The organism is Oceanobacter mangrovi (assembly GCF_019740315.1).
GTDB classification, from domain to species: domain Bacteria; phylum Pseudomonadota; class Gammaproteobacteria; order Pseudomonadales; family Oceanobacteraceae; genus Oceanobacter; species Oceanobacter mangrovi.
In genome coordinates this window covers 194,854-212,192 of sequence record NZ_JAHXZR010000007.1, presented here as the reverse complement: position 1 = coordinate 212,192, position 17,339 = coordinate 194,854, and the positions used below count along the sequence as shown (strand labels likewise).

The following is a 17,339-nucleotide window of genomic DNA, read 5'->3' as shown; positions in this document are numbered from 1 at the left end:
GGCTGGTTTGCAGAACTTACTGTTGGGTTGCAGGAAGACCATGCAACACCGCCTGTTCCAGTACGCCGAAAAATTCCTCACGGCTTCGGTGGGGTTTGGCCAGCGTGAACAGGGTCTTCATTTCTGCGGAACGGATTGAAAAATAGTGCAGCCACTGCTTCATCCGATCAGTGATCTGTTTATCGTCCAGCCAGGTCAATTGGCCTGCCAGTTTCTGCACAAGGGCAACATTGTCCTGCCAACTCATCGGCTGATAGAGCGTGCCGTTTTTACGGGCGCGAATCTGCAGACCCAGGTCCGGTGTTGAAACCAGACCGCGGCCAATCATCAACAGCGGCGTCCGGCTCTGTTGCTGACACTGAAAAGCATGTTCAGGCGTCCAGATCTCACCATTGGCGAGCACCGGGATGTTGATAATTTCCGTAATTTTACCAATCCATTCCCACCAGGCCGGTGGCTTGTAACCTTCGGTTTTGGTGCGTGCATGTACGGTCAGCCATTGAATGCCAGCGCTTGCCAAGGCTGCTGCGTTGTCAAGAGCCAGTTCCTTGTCGAGGTAACCCAGGCGCATTTTGGCGCTCACCGGAATGTGCGATGGCACCGCCCTGCGAACCGCGCTGGCAATATCATGCAAGCGGTCAGTGTATTGCAGCAGGACGGCGCCGCCCTGACTGCGATTGACCGTCTTGGCGGGGCAGCCAAAGTTCAGATCAATGGCTGGAGCCCCCAGTTTTGCTGCTCTGGCGGCGTTGGCAGCCATCAAATCCGGGTCACTTCCGAGCAGTTGAACGTGCACCGGGGTACCGGCAAGTGTCTTGCCACTATTTTTTAATTCTGGACAGTATTTATAAAACACCCGATCCGGATATACGTTCTGACTGACCCGGATAAATTCGGTAACGCAGTGATCAATTCCACCGACGGCGGTTAATAATTCCCGAAAATGGTGATCCATTAATCCTTCCATGGGGGCCAGGGCGATATACAGATCACTGGCCGGATCAAATGGCAGAACAGGGGAATTCATGGATTTTCAGGGTCTCTCGGAGGGAATAATAGAAGCGCGGAAATTCACCACTTTTATAAGTAATGGTCAAGCGGATTTGAATGGCCAGCAAGGGAATAACATTCGTTTTGCGACTTTCTTCATTCATCAATTGTATAGCATCTATAAATACGAAGAATGTCCTTGTGGTTATTGGGCTACCGGCCAATATCGCCTCCAACCCGCATGCTGCTTGATCTCCCTCAGTTGAAAGGGGACTTTGGTTTAAGTAGTCTGGCTCGGTTTTTCCTGTATTAAACAGGCTTTTCCAAAAGATTGGCCAATCAGGGAGAACCCGTTTCCATCATGAAAATTTTATAAAAAAGGAGCCTCTTGCATGTCTGAGCCAGGACTCGTCACGCAAGGTTTGGAACTGATGGTTTTTGGTATGGGTACCGTATTCGTCTTTCTGACGATGCTGGTATTCGTCACCGGCTACATGTCCAAACTGGTGAGTAAATATGCTCCGGAAGAAGCACCGGTACCTGCACCCTCCAGAAAACCGGCTGCTCCTCAACAGGGAGTGGACCCGCAACTGCTGAAAGTATTGGCTGCTGCGGTAAAAGAACATCGTGCGCGCCAAAAGTAACCAGCACGAATCATAATAACCAGAACGTCCACAGACGTTAACGGAAGAAAAGGCCATCATCCATGACCGATTCTAAGAAACTTGGAATTACCGACGTCGTACTGCGCGACGCCCACCAATCGATTCTGGCAACCCGCATGCGCATTGACGACATGCTGCCGATTGCCGACAAGCTGGACCAGGTAGGTTACTGGTCGCTGGAATCCTGGGGTGGAGCCACCTTCGACTCATGCATTCGCTTCCTCGGCGAAGACCCATGGGATCGAATCCGCGAATTCAAGAAAGCGATGCCAAAGACTCCGCATCAGATGCTGTTGCGCGGTCAGAACCTGCTGGGCTACCGCCACTACGCTGACGACGTAGTCGAGAAATTTGTTGAGCGCGCGGCGACCAACGGTGTGGATGTGTTCCGCGTATTCGACGCGATGAACGACCCACGCAACCTGGAAACTGCACTGAAAGCAGTCAAGAAACAGGGCAAACACGCACAGGGTACCCTGTCGTACACCACCAGCCCTGTACATACCCTGGAAGCCTGGGTTGACCTGGCCAAACGTATCGAAGACATGGGTGCTGACTCCATTGCCATCAAGGACATGGCTGGCGTACTGACTCCATACGATGCCTATGAACTGGTAAGCCGCCTGAAAGGCCAGACTGATCTGGAAGTTCAGCTGCACGCGCACGCCACTTCCGGTCTGTCCGACATGACCATCCTGAAAGCGGTTGAAGCCGGTATTGACCGTGTTGATACGGCGATCTCTTCCATGTCCATGACCTATGGTCATACCGCCACGGAATCCGTGGTTGCGGCGCTGGCTGGTACCGAACGTGACACCGGCATTGATCTGCTGTTGCTGGAAGAAATCGCTGCCTACTTCCGTCAGGTGCGCAAGAAGTACGCAAAATTTGAAGGTGCCCTGAAAGGCACGGACTCCCGTATTCTGGTTGCCCAGGTGCCGGGTGGCATGCTGACCAACATGGAAAACCAGCTGCGCGAGCAGGGCGCTTCCGACAAGTTTGATGAAGTACTGAAAGAGATCCCGCGTGTGCGCGAGGATCTGGGCTTTATCCCGCTGGTAACCCCAACCTCCCAGATCGTTGGTACTCAGGCGGTACTGAACGTACTGACCGGTGAGCGTTACAAGTCGATCTCGAAAGAAACCCAGGGCATTCTGAAAGGCGAATACGGTGCTGCTCCTGCGCCGATGAACGCCGAGCTGCAGGCTCGTGTGCTGGAAGGAAAAGAGCCAATCACCTGTCGTCCGGCTGACCTGATCGAGCCGGAAATGGACAAGGTGATCGCCAACGTTGAAAAACTGGCTACCGAGAAAGGCATCAAGCTGTCTGCGGACAAGATCGACGACGCCCTGACCTACGCCATGTTCCCGCAAATTGCGCCGAAGTTCCTCGAAAACCGTGGTAACCCGGCAGCGTTTGAACCAGCGCCAAAAGGCGATGCAGAAGATACCTTCACCATCACTGTCGACGGTAACGAATACGTTGTGAAAGTGAACGAAGGTGGCGACGTGACCCAGCTGGGCGCGCTGAACGGTGCTCCTACCAGTCTGGGTGGCTCTGCTGCAGGTGCTGCGGCTCCGGTATCCGGAGATGGCGACCCAATCTCTGCACCACTGGCCGGTAACATCTGGAAAGTGCTGGTAGCACCGGGTGACCTGGTTAACGAAGGTGACGTAGTGGTGATTCTGGAAGCCATGAAAATGGAAACCGAAATCCGTGCTCCTCGTGCTGGTACTGTAACGGCTGTAGCTGCCAAAGAAGGCTCAGCGGTTAAAGTAGGCGACACTCTGTATAGCCTTGCGTAAGGAGTGCCAGCATGGAAAGTTTGATTAACCTGTGGCACGACAGCGGTCTATACCAAATGGAATTTGGCCAACTGGCCATGATTATCATTGGTTGTGGCCTGCTGTTCCTGGCCATTCATCCGAAGTTCCAGTTTGAACCTCTGCTGCTGCTGCCAATCGCTGTGGGCACCATTTTCGTGAACATTCCAGGGGCCGGTTTTTATGCCGCCCCCGTGATTGATGCGCACGGCCATGTGGAGTCGCCAGCTGGTCTGCTGTACTACATCTACCATGCCGGTATCGAGACGGGTCTGTTCCCGCTGGTGATCTTCATGGGCGTAGGTGCGATGACCGACTTTGGTCCGCTGTTGGCTAACCCGAAAACCCTGCTGCTGGGCGCTGCTGCCCAGTTCGGTATCTTCGGCACCCTGTTCGGGGCGGCCTTCTTTACCGACATGGGGGTGATGGACTTCACCATGCAACAGGCTTCGGCGATCGGTATTATCGGTGGTGCGGACGGTCCGACCTCGATCTTTATTGCCTCCAAGCTGGCACCTGAACTGCTGGGTGCAATTGCGGTAGCGGCCTACTCCTACATGGCACTGGTGCCAATGATCCAGCCGCCGATCATGAAGGCGCTGACTACCGTTGAAGAACGCAAGATCCAGATGTCGCAGCTGCGTACTGTCAGCAAGGCCGAGAAGATCATCTTCCCGATCACTTTGCTGATTCTGGTTGCGCTGTTGTTGCCATCGGCAGCACCGCTGCTGGGGATGTTCTGCTTCGGTAACCTGATGAAGGAATCTGGCGTGGTTGATCGTCTGAGCGATACTGCCCAGAACGCCTTGATCAACGTCGTGACCATCTTTCTGGGTCTGGGCGTGGGTTCGAAAATGAGTTCTGACAAGTTCCTCAACGTCGATACTCTTAGCATCCTGGTGCTGGGCATGCTGGCCTTCTGTGTGGGCACGGCTGCTGGTGTACTGATGGCCAAGGCAATGAACAAGTTCAGCAAGGATCCTATCAACCCGCTGATCGGCTCTGCCGGTGTGTCTGCGGTGCCAATGGCAGCGCGGGTATCCAACAAGGTGGGTCTGGAAGCCAATCCGCAGAACTTCCTGTTGATGCACGCCATGGGTCCGAACGTGGCTGGTGTTATCGGCTCTGCCGTGGCTGCTGGTGTGATGATCAGCTTCTTCGGCGCCGGTGCTGGTGGTTGATCGTTAAGCCGCCAGTTCTGCCAAACAGCCGCGCTTGTCGCGGCTGTTTTGTTTCTGGCTGCGGTTGATTCCTGCATTGCATTGACAAATCTGGATGCTTGTTACTGGCTTTGAGAGGCGTTGGATTCGTACAATGCAACTCCCGTTAGATTATGGACAGCTACCGTGAAGTTACCGATTCCAAATCCCTTTCACAATCAGGTTCATCGACCGCGCGACAAGGCACTTGGTGTTGCCGAGCTGATCGCGATTGCGCTGGGTGGCATGGTCGGTGGCGGCATCTTTACCATTCTGGGAATTTCGGTGGCGATGGTGGGGGTTTATACGCCGCTGGTAATCGCTGTTGGCGGAGTGATCGCCACCTTTGCCGCTTATTCCTACGTCAAACTGGGCGTCTATTATCGCGACGAAGGAGCGACCTATTCGTTTTTCTGTCGTACCTTTCCGCGTTCGCAGTTTGCCGCCTCTCTGATCGGCTGGTGGGTGATTTTCGGCTACATCAGCACACTGGCGTTATACGCCTACACCTTTGCTTCCTACGCCATCAGTGGTTTTGCCTTTGCTGACAGCGACTGGGTCCGCAAGGCGGTGGCCTGCGGCATTATTCTGGTATTTGCCCTGATCAATGTCTGGAGTGTGCGGGGCATGGGTAAAATCGAAGACCTGATGGTGTATTCCAAACTGGTGATTCTGGCGATTATTTCCTTTGTGCTGATCAATAACAGCACCACCACCTTACCTGTGCTCTGGCAGGCCAGCGAAGGAGGAGCTGAGCAGGCGTCACTGTTATCCATGATGATGCTGGCAGCATTAACCTTCGTGGCTTATGAAGGCTTCCAGCTGGTGATCAATGCGGTCAATGAAATGGAACGGCCGGAGCGCAATATTCCGTTGGCAATTTATTCCGCCATGGGGCTGGCGACGCTCATTTATGTGGTGATCGCGCTGGGGGCGATTTTGGCGATTCCGTTCGACGATATTATCCAGAACCAGGAATACGCCCTGGCGGCGGGGGCTGGCAAGGTGTTGGGCCATTGGGGCACCGAGCTGGTAATCGTCGGTGCCTTGCTGGCGACCAGTAGTGCAATCAGTGGCACCGTGTTTGGCGCTTCGCGGCAGATGGCGGTAATCGCCCGCGATGGTTATTTCCCGGCGCTGCTGGCTCATCGCAACAATCGTATTCCGACCTTTGCCATTCTGGCGATGGCTTTCCTGGCAATGGCGCTGGTGGTCAGTGGGGGGCTGGTAGTGATTCTGGAGTTTGCCAGCTTTACCTTCTTGCTGGTGTCGATTCTGATGGCCTGGGCCAACTTCCGCTTACGGGATAAAACCGCTTCATCGACGTCGGTTACGTTGATTTCACTGGCGGTACTGGTGATGGGACTGGTGCTGATTATTGTCTATGAGGCCAGCCATCAACCTGAGCAGCTGTATTTTATCTTTGGACTGTATTTGCTGCTGACGCTTGGAGCCTGGTTCTATGCTGCTCGCAAGCAGCGCCAGACGGGGGCGACCCGCTAGGGTTTCAGAATGAGGTAGCAGCAACAAAAACGGCAGCCATTGGCTGCCGTTTTAATTTGCTGGTGACTCGCAGGCGCTGATTATTTCAGGCGCAGCGTGCTCAGCGTATGCTCACGTACCTGCTTCAGCAGCGCGGCATCGTCGATCAGGGATTCACCGTAAGACGGGATAAAGGTCTTGATCGCTTGTTTCCAGCCACCAGACATCTTGTCGGCAAAACATTTCTCCAGTACTTCCAGCATGGCGAATACCGCCACAGAAGCGCCTGGAGAAGCACCCAGCAGAGCTGCCAGAGAACCGTCTGCAGCGGCAACCAGCTCGGTACCGAATTCCAGCTTGCCTTTGCCCTTGGCGTCTTTCTTGATGACCTGTACACGCTGACCGGCGTGAGCCAGGGTCCAGTCGCTGGATTTACACTCAGGGAAATAGCCACGCAGGGTTGCCACGCGGTCATCGTGAGACTGCATCACTTCGCTGATCAGGTACTTGGTCAGATCCATGTTGTGGATACCCACTGACATCATCGGGAACAGGTTGTCAGTACTGACGGACTTGATCAGGTCCAGCTTGGAGCCTTTCTTGAGGAACTTGGTGGTGAACCCGGCATAAGGGCCAAACAGCAGTGCAGGCTGGCCGTTAATGATACGGGTGTCCAAGTGTGGTACGGACATTGGGGGCGCACCAATGGCAGCCTTGCCGTAGACCTTGGCGTGGTGCTTGGAAACGATTTTCTCGTCCTTGCATACCAGCCACTGGCCAGATACCGGGAAACCACCGTAGCCGTCGGCTTCTTCAATTCCGGAAGCCTGCAGCAATGGCAGTGAGCCACCGCCAGCACCGATAAAGACAAAACCGGCGTCAATCATGCTGGTTTTGCCAGACTGACGGTCACGGATAGAAACCAGCCAGCGCTTGTCGCTGCGGTTGCGCTCAAAATCAACCACTTCAGTGTTCAGCTTCAGATCCAGGCCGCCGTTCTGGGTAAGGCGATTAACCAGATTACGGGTCAGGGAACCGAAGTCGACATCAGAGCCATAAGGAATTTTGGTCGCGGCCACTTTTTCAGACGGATCACGACCTTCCATAACCAGTGGAATCCACTGCCGCAGAACTTCCGGATCTTCGCTGTATTCCATGTCTTCGAACAGGTGGTGGGCAGAGAGCTTTTCAGCGCGCTGGCGCAGGAAAGCAACGTTCTTTTCACCCCAGACGAAGCTGATGTGTGGTGTGGTATTGATGAACTGGGTTGGTTCAGGCAGCTCGCCGTTTTCAACCATGGTGCTCCACAGTTGCAGAGACAGTTCGAAATTGGCGTTGATTTTCAGGGCGCGTTCAATGCTGACGGTGCCGCTGGAGTCCTGCGGGGTATAGTTCAGTTCGCAATATCCGGCGTGGCCAGTGCCAGCGTTGTTCCATCCATCGGTACTTTCGTGGGCAACATGGTCAAGACGTTCGACCATGGTGAGTTTGAGAGAGGGATCCAACTTGTTGAGCAGAGTGCCGAGCGTCGCACTCATGACACCGCCTCCAATCAGGAGGACATCGACCTGTTGAGTAGTCATTACGATTTCGCCTTTTTATCTGAAAGTCGTTATCAGAATGCGCGTGTTCATCGCGCATTCCGGGGGCCACACCACCTCGCGGACTTTTGGTCCAGACCCGGCCACAAGCACAACTGTGTGACAGTTATATGCTGTTTTGGTTGAGCTGAGATGATTCGAAACCGGAGGGCTTTATACATAGCCACAAACACACAGACAAGCCGAAAACGGGGTGCTTCCTACTAACGTCTGGCCTGAAGAGGGATCAGGAACTGTGGTGTTACTACCAGGTGGGTAGCGAACGTCAAACGGCCAATTTGAGGCCGCCAGAAACTTCACCAACGTTCGTATGCTTGTCTGTAATGCCACGCGTTTATGGGTACTGAAATCGACAAGTTGGATATGGGTAAATCGACTACTTGGCGTTCAGTTTGTTATTTTGGCGGCGCAGAGAATCTAGAGAACCGTGCCATTAATGTCAATTCGGTTACGAAATAGTGAATATAACGCCAACTATATAAACCAGTGAAATGGCCTGCGACAGCAGGCTATTCTGGTAGATATGGATACCAGCAAACCAGTGCAGCCGATGACTGCACTGGTGTTTCAGGCCTGTGATTGAACGCTCACAAAACGTGTAGCGCCGATTCCAGTGGTTTGAAGGCGTAGAACTGGTACATGCCTGCGAACAGTTTTGGCGCTTCCGCTTCCAGTTGTTGCCACTGGGCAGGTGTCAGTTCATTGGCTGCAAGACCAAATACCTGCTGCGCCAGCTGCACTGCGTCACCACGTGCCAGCATACCGGCCCACTGCAGGCCAGCGCGGCTAAGCCAGTGCTCGATATCGGCGATATCGAACAGGTGTTCGACCGGATTACAGAGCAGGTCACGGCAACCACTGACGGTATAGAAGTCCCGTGATGAGAGAATTTCACGGCGCTGACTGTCGTTCAGTCCGGCGACTCTGGCCAGATCACCCTCCATCAAACCATAACGCAATTGCTGGATTTCCGTGCGACTGCTGATCTCGCTGCTATGCAGCTGCTGGCGTAGTTGCAGAATCCCCTGGCGGGCGGTGCGACTGTAGAGCGCCAGTTTGATAATGCCGCCAGGTTTCAGCACGCTTGCCAGCGTCATCAAACCAGCCAGAGGGTTGGCCATATGATGAAGCACGCCGGAACATTCAATGACTTCGAACGACTGTCCGAGGCGTTCAATATCAAGCAGGTTGGCCTGCAGCCAGTCGATAGAAACGCCATAGTCGAGCTGGCGCGACCGGCCATAGGCCAACGATGGCAGACTCAGGTCGATAGCGGTGACCTGCAGATCCGAAAAGAAGCGTGCCAGCCGTAAGGCCTGGCGACCGGTGCCACAACCAGCAACCAGCACATCGGCCGTTTTGCCGGGCTGTAAATGCGCCAGTCGATGGGGAAACTGGCGTTGCACGGTATCGATATAACCGGATTGTGGATAATTGCCGAGATATTGCCAGCGCGGATAGGGGTTGCTCTGGTACAGCGCCTGAATATCGTCACTGGCTGCTGAGGGGTGCTCAGCGTCGTGTTGATCAGGCGGCAACAGCGGAATCACGCTGGCGTGCAGTTCCAGCGCCTGTTGCTGGCCCAGCAAATCCGCCAGCAGAGATTGCAGTTCTGTTGGCCAGGCAGCATCCATCAGGATGGCCGGGCTCAGGCGTTGGCGCAGCTGGGTGGCGGACAATGGCCGATACATCAGAATCAGGCTGACTACGGCAACGGCCGATGGCATCGCCTCGTCACCCAGTTGCAGCAGCCGGTCGGCCAGTTGCTGCAGGCGCAGCAGCTGTTGGCTTTCATCCTCACTTTCAGACCAGCAACCTTCGTTACGTTCGGTTTGCTGGATCAGTGCCAGAATCAATGGTTGTTGACTGGCATCGAAACTGAGGGTTTTGACACTGGCCTGCAGCAAACTGAAGCGGGCAGTGCGTAAGAGTTGTTCCAGCAGGGTGTCGGCAATCGGAAAATGACGACAGGACTGCAACAGCAGGGGCTCCTGTTGCAGCTGTTCCAATGTCAGTTGTTGCTGCTGTTCGAGCAGTGCCATGCGATGTTTCAGCAACGCCATGCTGATGCGGTCAAGCAGGCCAATGTCACCGTCAAATTCAAAGCAGGCCAGCACTTGTTCGGCCAGACCAGCGTCATAGTGATTCGGGGTTACCCCGGCAGCGGCTTCCAGCAACTTGGTTTGCAGGTGGCGGTCGCCCGGCTGGCTGCGCAGCAGTTCAGCAAACTCCTGAAAAGCCTGCTGATAGCGACCTTGCAACAAATGCAGGTGCGCCAGTGATTGTGGTGCCCGGGTGGCGACCCGGGAAATCGCCGCAGACTGACTGAAGCAGCTTTCAGCCTGTTCAAAGTCGTGTTGTTCCAGCGCAACCAGACCAGCGGTATACAGCAGCGCCGGACTGTTGGGCTTTTGCTGTAAACCGAGCTGTGCCCAGGTGGCGGCCTGGTCGTGGTTCCCCTGTTTCAGATGGATTCGTGCCAGCAGATTGAGGGTTTGCAGGTTGGTTGGGTTGGCCAGATGCGATTGTTCTGCGTAGCCAAGGGCCTGGGCAAGCTGATGAGGGTCATCCAGCTCACTGGCCTTGCTGTAAAAGGTGCTGGCGAGCACATACAGTGACTGCGATTTGCCTGTGTCTGGGGTCGGTTGAGACAGGCTTTTCAGAATGGCACTGGCCATAACGTACTCCTTGCCGCGCACGGCAGGTCCGAATCCGGGTTGCAGCGGACGCTGGTTCCCGCTGTTGATCAAACTCTCAAAGCACGTCTTATGCCATTTTGTAAGCTATTGATTTTTATATGTTTATTTTTTATTTCGGAAGTGAGAGGAAATCTCTTGCCGGTCGATGGCGAGCGACAGAGGTCTGTTGTGGCCGCCAGGGCAAGAAGGTTTTCAGCGAAGAGGATTTATTCAGGGTTGAATAAAAGACCGTTAAAAACGATCAGGATGACTAAAAGCCTCTAAAGTAATCGGCCTGCCAGCCGTTAATGGGGATGCACTGTCGTATAACGTATAGAGGAGATGGCTCCATGTATCATTCAGGTGCCAAGCAATATCAACGAGTCAATGTGACATCCGAGGTGCTGGATGCCGATCCCCATCGTTTGATCCAGCTGTTGATGGAAGCAGCCTTGACCCGGATGGCCCAGAGCAAGTCAGCGATTGAACGCAAGGACATGGAAACCAAGGCAAATCTGCTGGGCCGGGTTATCGAAATCATCGGTACCTTGCAGTCGAGCCTGGATCACAGTTCTGGTGGTGAGATCTCACTGAATCTGGAACGTTTGTACGATTACATGAATCGTCGCTTGTTGCAGGCCAGCATTGCCAATGATGTCGAGATGATCGAAGAAGTCATGGGCCTGCTGCTGGAAGTCAAGCGAGGTTGGGATGGCATTCGTGAAGATTATCTCTCCCAGGCACAGGGTAAAAACGAAAATACGGAACCTCGTCAGGTGGCCACCCATATTTCCGTTTAATAGCGTTAGGCGAATTGGCTGGCAAAGACCGCGTCAGGGAATGACACGGTGACTGATAACGTCATGAAGGTGTCATATGCGAACCATAAGGCCATTATTTTATTGTGGTTAATATGGTTCGTTTTGGCTTTTACACAGTAATTAATATGTAACTTCTGTATCTGCTTTGTTCTAAATTGTCAGATCCATAGGGAAAAACCTGACGTCTTTGATTAATTCCGCGACAAAGAATTGACATAGCTGAAATTTGATTCTTAACTGATGTAAAGAGTCAAAGGAGTGACGCAATTCTCATTTTGCGTTTCTTATAAAAAAAAGTGAGCTTGTCTTGACGGAATAATAATCAAAAAAATTTTACGACGACGTTTCGGAGCGGAAGGCGATTGCTATGTGGAGAGAAATCAAACTGCTGTTGATCGACGATAATCAACAACGTCGTCATGATATGAAGGTCATCCTGGAATTTTTGGGCGAGGAAATCATCGTTTGCTGCCCGGAAAACTGGCGTGCCGAAGTCGAACAACGGGTCGAATCCAGTGAAGAGCTGGCGGCGATTCTGGTCGGCGGCAAGGATACCGAATCCTGTATGGCCATTATGAAAGAAGTTTACCAGTGGGATCAGTGTGCTCCGATGCTGAGCCTTGTCGGTGACTCCAATCAGGATGCGTTGCCAGAAGTGCTGCGTCGCAACGTGCTGTCTTCCATCGACATGCCGCCAAGCTACAACGCCTTGCTCGACAGCCTGCATCGTTGCCAGCTGTTCCGTGATCATTTTTCCGGCACCGAAGGCCGTGGCGAGCGTCGCGATATTCAGCTGTTCCGCAGCCTGGTCGGTACCAGCCGGCAGATCCAGCAAGTTCGCGAGCTGATCATGCAGGTTGCCGACAAAGACGTCAGCGTGATGATTCTGGGTGAATCGGGTACCGGCAAGGAAGTGGTTGCCCGTAACCTGCATTACCATTCCAACCGCCGTAACAAACCTTTTGTACCGGTAAACTGTGGCGCGATTCCGGCAGAATTGCTGGAAAGCGAACTGTTTGGCCATGAGAAAGGTGCTTTCACCGGTGCTATTTCCAGCCGACCTGGTCGTTTTGAACTGGCGGAAGGCGGCACCCTGTTCCTCGATGAAATTGGTGATATGCCGCTTAACATGCAGGTGAAAATTCTGCGGGTTCTGCAAGAGCATACTTACGAGCGGGTTGGCAGCAACAAAACCCTCAAGGCTAACGTGCGCATCATTGCCGCTACCCACAAGAACCTTGAGAACATGATTGAAGAGGGTACCTTCCGTGAAGACCTCTATTACCGCCTCAATGTGTTCCCCATTGAAATGCCGTCACTGCGTGAGCGGGTTGAAGACCTGCCGCTGTTGCTGAACGAGCTGATTTCACGGCTGGAACACGAAAAGCGCGGCTCTATTCGTTTCAACTCTGCTGCCATCATGTCGCTGTGCCGCCACGAATGGCACGGTAATGTCCGTGAGCTGGCCAACCTGGTGGAACGTCTGGCGATCCTGTATCCCTATGGCGTGGTCGGTGTTAACGAACTGCCGAAAAAATTCCGTCACTTTGACGATGGTGAAGAAGAAGCATTGGAATCGCTGGAAACAGCTGTCGGCTTCAATAGTGAGCCAGCGCAGGAAACGGCTGCTTTGCAAGCGGTGACGCTGGATAACGCCGCACTGCTGCCAGTGAATGGTCTGGATCTGCGTGAGTATCTGTCAGATCTGGAATCATCACTGATCCAGCAGGCACTCGACGATGCCAACGGCGTGGTGGCCCGTGCTGCCGAGAAACTCAACATTCGTCGCACCACGCTGGTGGAGAAAATGCGCAAATACAACCTGCAGCGTAAAGAGAAAGATTTCGCCTGAGCGGCTGCTAACGCGGGATAGTCAAAAGCCCAGCGAAACCAGGATGAAAAACCGGCACTGCGCCGGTTTTTTTATGCCTGAAGTTTGGCACATGCTCCAAAAATTCTGGATAAACCTATATAAATCAATGCTTTATTTTAAATTTAAAAGTTGGCCCAGCCTTTGCTAAATACCTATAAACGCTAGATTTTTGGCGATATATCAGAGAATTGGCGAGGTGTTTATGACGATTTCCACAGCCCGGCAGATAGAACCACAACCAGAGCTTAAACCGCATCTGGCTGATATGGCTGTGCCGTTGCGAAATCGTGCTGCCATCAGTGAAGAACGTCAGGTACTGGATCGCACCCTCAATCTGTTCAATCAGATGTCGCGGCAGTTAACCGACAGCTACGAACAACTGGAAAGCCAGGTCGAACACCTGAACGGTGAACTGGCCCAGCTGTCCGCCCGCCGCATTACCGAACTGGCCGAAAAAGAACGCCTGGCCAATCAGCTGGAACTGTTACTGACCATGTTGCCTGCCGGTGTCTTGCTGCTGGACCAGAATGGCTGCGTAGCCAAGTCCAACCCGGTTGCCGAACAACTGCTGGCAGCGCTGGCAGGCGTCAACAGTTTGATTGGCCAGCGCTGGCGAGTGCTGATCAACCAGTGCTTTGCACCGCGCCACGATGATGGCCACGAAGTATCGCTGGTAGATGGCCGCCGGTTGTTGATTCGTACCACGCCCATGATTCAGCAACCGGGTCAGCTGGTGCTGCTCACGGATATGACTGAAACCCGCGCGCTGCAAGCCAAGTTGGCACAGCACCAGCGGCTTTCGGCGATGGGCAAAATGGTTGCCTCGCTGGCGCATCAGGTTCGTACCCCTCTGTCTGCCGCCACTCTGTATGCCGGTCACCTGGCCAACCCGGATCTTGATCAGTCTGCCCGCGAACGTTTCGCTGGCAAGTTGATGGAGCGTCTGCGCCACCTCGAACATCAGGTACGTGACATGCTGATTTTCGCCCGCGGCGATCTGCCATTACACGACGAAATCAGCATCGACGAGCTGCTTTACGAACTTGAAGCCGCGATGGAAGTGCCGGTCGGCCAGTCCCAGGCGCAATATCAGATCACCAATCTTTGCACCGACAGCCGTATCCGCTGCAACCGCGACGCTCTGGTCAGCAGCCTGATGAACCTCGTCAATAATGCCCTGGAAGCCTGTCGCGACGCCCGTCAGCGCCAGATTGAACTGACGATTGCAGCGCGCCCGGGCGGCCAGCAGAACGCTGGCGGCATTGTGATTTCGGTGGCTGACAACGGCCCGGGCCTGTCAGCCCAACAAAAACAACAGGTGCTGGAACCCTTTCACAGCACCAAAGCCAATGGCACCGGCCTTGGGCTGGCGGTGGTACAAGCCGTCGCTCGTGCTCACGGTGGCCTGCTGACGCTTGAAGACAGCGCCGTTGGTGGCCTCTGTGCCAGCATTCGAATCCCGGCGGTTATGGCACAGCCTGGCCACTAACCCGCAGTATATTGAGGAATACCACTATGTTGATTCTGGTAGTAGAAGACGATCCACAACTGCGGGAAGCCGTTGTCGACAGCCTGGAAATCAAGGGCCATCAGGTCATTGCCGCCTGTGACGGACTGGACGCCTGTGTGGCGTTGCAGCAACAAACCCCCGATTTGATTTTGTCCGACATTAACATGCCGGGTATGGACGGCCTGACCCTGCTGGGTCGGGTGCGCGAAGAACATCCCTGGTTGCCGATGGTTCTGATGACGGCCTATGGCGATGTCAGCCAGGCGGTGCAGGCAATGCAGCGCGGTGCCAACGATTACCTGATGAAGCCGTTTGAAGCCGGTGAACTGGATGCTCTCTTGCAGCCGTTCGACCAGCAACCGGGTCGTCCGAGCAGTCGTAAGGAAGAGGCTCCGGTGGCCAACTCGGTTGCCAGTCGGCAGCTATTCCAGCTGGCCGAACGGGTTGCCCAAACCGATTCTACCGTGCTGATCAGCGGCGAGAGCGGTACCGGTAAGGAAGTGCTGGCGCGCTACATTCACCAGCATTCCGACCGTGCCGACCAGCCATTCGTGGCGATCAACTGCGCTGCGATTCCGGAAAACATGCTCGAAGCCATGCTGTTTGGTTACGAGAAAGGCGCTTATACCGGAGCCTATCAGTCGTCAGCCGGTAAGTTTGAACAGGCTCAGGGCGGCACCTTGCTGCTCGACGAAATCACCGAAATGGACGCCGGTCTGCAAGCCAAACTGCTGCGCGTATTACAGGAACGCCAGGTTGAACGGCTGGGCGGCAAGCGGGTGATTAACCTCGATGTGCGGATCATTGCCACCACCAACCGCGATCTGGCCGAATACGTTGCCGAAGGCAACTTCCGTGAAGACCTGTATTACCGTTTGAGCGTGTTCCCGCTGCACTGGCTGCCACTGCGTGAACGACAGGAAGACATTGTGCCACTGGCCCAGCGGTTGCTGGCCCATCACGCTGCCAAAATGAAACGCCGCGCGCCGGTGTTGATGCCGGAAGCTGAACGCAAATTGCTGCAACACAGCTGGCCTGGCAACGTTCGCGAACTCGACAACACCATGCAACGGGCCCTGATCCTGCAAACCGGAGCACAGCTGTTTGCCAACGACCTGCTGCTGACACCAGTGCCCGGCCAACGCGGCATGGCCTCTGTCAGCAGTATGCCGAACTTCACTATCACGGATTCGCGTCCGCGTGATGACGTGGCGGAAGCCGTGTCCATTCTGGATGACGGTCGTCTGGGTCAGGATTTGAAAAACCGCGAAGTCGAGCTAATTGTGCAGGCGATCCGGGAAGAACCGAGCCGTAAGGAAGCCGCCGAACGGCTGGGCATCAGCCCGCGCACCCTGCGTTACAAGGTGGCGCGGTTGCGTGACGAAGGTGTTGATGTCGAAGCCATGATTTGAAGATCAGGCACGGCGTCGGCTGGTCACTTGCTGATACACCAGCAAATACAGCACCGACGCCAATAACCCCAGCAAGGTGCCCCAATGCAAACCAGCAAGCGGGTACAAATAACTGACACCCAGGGCGTACACCACCAGAGCGCCAATACCATCCGGGTAATGACGAATACTGGTCGACAACACACCAGCGCCCTGGCTCAGATGCAGAATCAGCATCAACGGGAAAAAACTCACCGGGAAAGCCGCCAACAAACCGGCACGGGTTGGCCCCAGCCAGTCTGCCAGCCCGGTAATCATCAGAATGGTCAAACTCGCCATCACCGCCCGAAACAACAGCTTGCCCCAGCGATTATGAAACCAGCCGGAACGAATCCGATCATCCTGTTCCAACGCCACTTTTTGCTCTGGAATCTGTTTGAACAGCGTGCGGAATAACAAAATGGTTGCGACCACCACCGCCAGCGCCAGACCGCGATGAGACGGTAAAAACTGCAGCAGGGTGGCGCTCAACATAAAACAGCCCAGCCCACTGACGATGGCCAAGGGCAAATAACGCAACTGCGGCAAACGCCGGATCACCAGCCAATAACCGGCTGCCAGACACACAGCCGAACCCAGCCCGGACAAGGTATACACAGCACTCTGGGCGGCAAACTCCGGCCCCAGCTGCCAGCCAAAGAAATACAGCGCAATCGCAGTGCCGAGCGGAAAACCTGCCAGTAAACCGGCATGTTTTGGGCCGAGGCGTTCAGCCACCACAGCCAGCAGTACAACGGTGAGAAATGTCACCAGAATCTTGGCGAGAATTAACAAAGCGGAACCTTCAACGAACTTGTTATTGTTGTCATAAGGTCGCGATGATGCCGCCCAAAGTGGCTGGCGGCAATCAGACTTCAGAACGGGTTGCTAACCGAGTGTTCAAAGTAGCAAGGTTTAATTTTTGCCGAAGTATCACGTCATCCCGTACGAGCCCGCGAGATACGGGTTCCAGGCGGGGTGATGATTGCCTGGTCGTATGGATCCTGAGTCGCTGCGCGCTCAGGACGACAAGGTTGAATGTTCGCCGAAGTATCGCGTCATCCCGTACGAGCTTGCGAGATACGGGATCCATGCGGAGTTTATGGTTGCCAGGTTGCATGGATCCAGAGTCGCTGCGCGCTCAGGACGACATGGTTGAATGTTCGCCGAAGTATCGCGTCATCCCGTACGAGCCCGCGAGATACGGGATCCATGCGGAGTTGATGATTGCCGGGTTGCATGGATCCAGAGTTGCTGCGCGTTCAGG

At 54.5% G+C, this 17,339-nt stretch carries 12 protein-coding genes; 8 read left to right on the top strand and 4 right to left on the bottom strand.

Features of this window, described 5'->3' with window-relative positions; translation table 11 throughout:
• Positions 1–16: 16 nt before the first annotated feature.
• Positions 17–1,027, bottom strand: coding sequence for a tRNA dihydrouridine synthase (locus tag K6123_RS15550; protein ID WP_221799337.1), 1,011 nt, complete (start codon positions 1,025–1,027; stop codon positions 17–19).
• Positions 1,028–1,382: 355 nt separating this feature from the next.
• Here K6123_RS15550 and K6123_RS15545 point away from each other — a divergent pair, with 355 nt between their 5' ends.
• The 4 genes from K6123_RS15545 (at position 1,383) to K6123_RS15530 (ending at position 6,180) form a co-directional block, all read left to right on the top strand.
• Positions 1,383–1,634, top strand: a complete 252-nt coding sequence (locus K6123_RS15545) for an OadG family protein (RefSeq protein ID WP_221799335.1) — start codon at positions 1,383–1,385, stop codon at positions 1,632–1,634.
• 62 nt (positions 1,635–1,696) lie between these two features.
• Entirely contained in the window at positions 1,697–3,460 is a 1,764-nt protein-coding gene (gene oadA, locus K6123_RS15540; protein WP_221799333.1) for a sodium-extruding oxaloacetate decarboxylase subunit alpha, read from the top strand.
• 11 nt (positions 3,461–3,471) lie between these two features.
• Positions 3,472–4,659, top strand: coding sequence for a sodium ion-translocating decarboxylase subunit beta (locus K6123_RS15535; RefSeq protein ID WP_221799331.1), 1,188 nt, complete (start codon positions 3,472–3,474; stop codon positions 4,657–4,659).
• A gap of 165 nt (positions 4,660–4,824) precedes the next feature.
• Positions 4,825–6,180: an APC family permease gene (locus K6123_RS15530; protein ID WP_221799329.1), complete on the top strand. Its 1,356-nt coding sequence runs from the start codon at positions 4,825–4,827 to the stop codon at positions 6,178–6,180.
• 80 nt (positions 6,181–6,260) lie between these two features.
• Here the strand turns inward: K6123_RS15530 and mqo are convergent, their stop codons facing one another.
• Together mqo and K6123_RS15520 are read right to left on the bottom strand one after the other, a co-directional pair.
• Positions 6,261–7,742, bottom strand: coding sequence for a malate dehydrogenase (quinone) (gene mqo, locus K6123_RS15525; protein ID WP_221799327.1), 1,482 nt, complete (start codon positions 7,740–7,742; stop codon positions 6,261–6,263).
• A gap of 605 nt (positions 7,743–8,347) precedes the next feature.
• Positions 8,348–10,438, bottom strand: coding sequence for a class I SAM-dependent methyltransferase (locus K6123_RS15520; RefSeq protein ID WP_221799325.1), 2,091 nt, complete (start codon positions 10,436–10,438; stop codon positions 8,348–8,350).
• A 350-nt stretch (positions 10,439–10,788) separates the two neighbouring features.
• Between K6123_RS15520 and fliS the strand changes: the two genes are divergently transcribed.
• The 4 genes from fliS to K6123_RS15500 all read left to right on the top strand — a co-directional run bounded on the left by fliS (position 10,789) and on the right by K6123_RS15500 (position 16,054).
• Positions 10,789–11,238: a flagellar export chaperone FliS gene (gene fliS / locus K6123_RS15515; RefSeq protein ID WP_221799324.1), complete on the top strand. Its 450-nt coding sequence runs from the start codon at positions 10,789–10,791 to the stop codon at positions 11,236–11,238.
• Between the two features lie 388 nt (positions 11,239–11,626).
• Positions 11,627–13,111, top strand: coding sequence for a sigma-54 dependent transcriptional regulator (locus K6123_RS15510; RefSeq protein WP_221799322.1), 1,485 nt, complete (start codon positions 11,627–11,629; stop codon positions 13,109–13,111).
• A gap of 223 nt (positions 13,112–13,334) precedes the next feature.
• On the top strand, positions 13,335–14,621 hold the full coding sequence (locus K6123_RS15505; protein WP_246624829.1) for a sensor histidine kinase: 1,287 nt from the start codon (positions 13,335–13,337) through the stop codon (positions 14,619–14,621).
• 26 nt (positions 14,622–14,647) lie between these two features.
• Positions 14,648–16,054, top strand: coding sequence for a sigma-54-dependent transcriptional regulator (locus K6123_RS15500; RefSeq protein WP_221799320.1), 1,407 nt, complete (start codon positions 14,648–14,650; stop codon positions 16,052–16,054).
• Positions 16,055–16,057: 3 nt separating this feature from the next.
• On the opposite strand, the gene K6123_RS15495 is transcribed toward K6123_RS15500, so the two are convergent.
• Entirely contained in the window at positions 16,058–16,867 is an 810-nt protein-coding gene (locus K6123_RS15495; RefSeq protein WP_221799318.1) for a hypothetical protein, read from the bottom strand.
• Between the last annotated feature and the right edge of the window lie 472 nt (positions 16,868–17,339).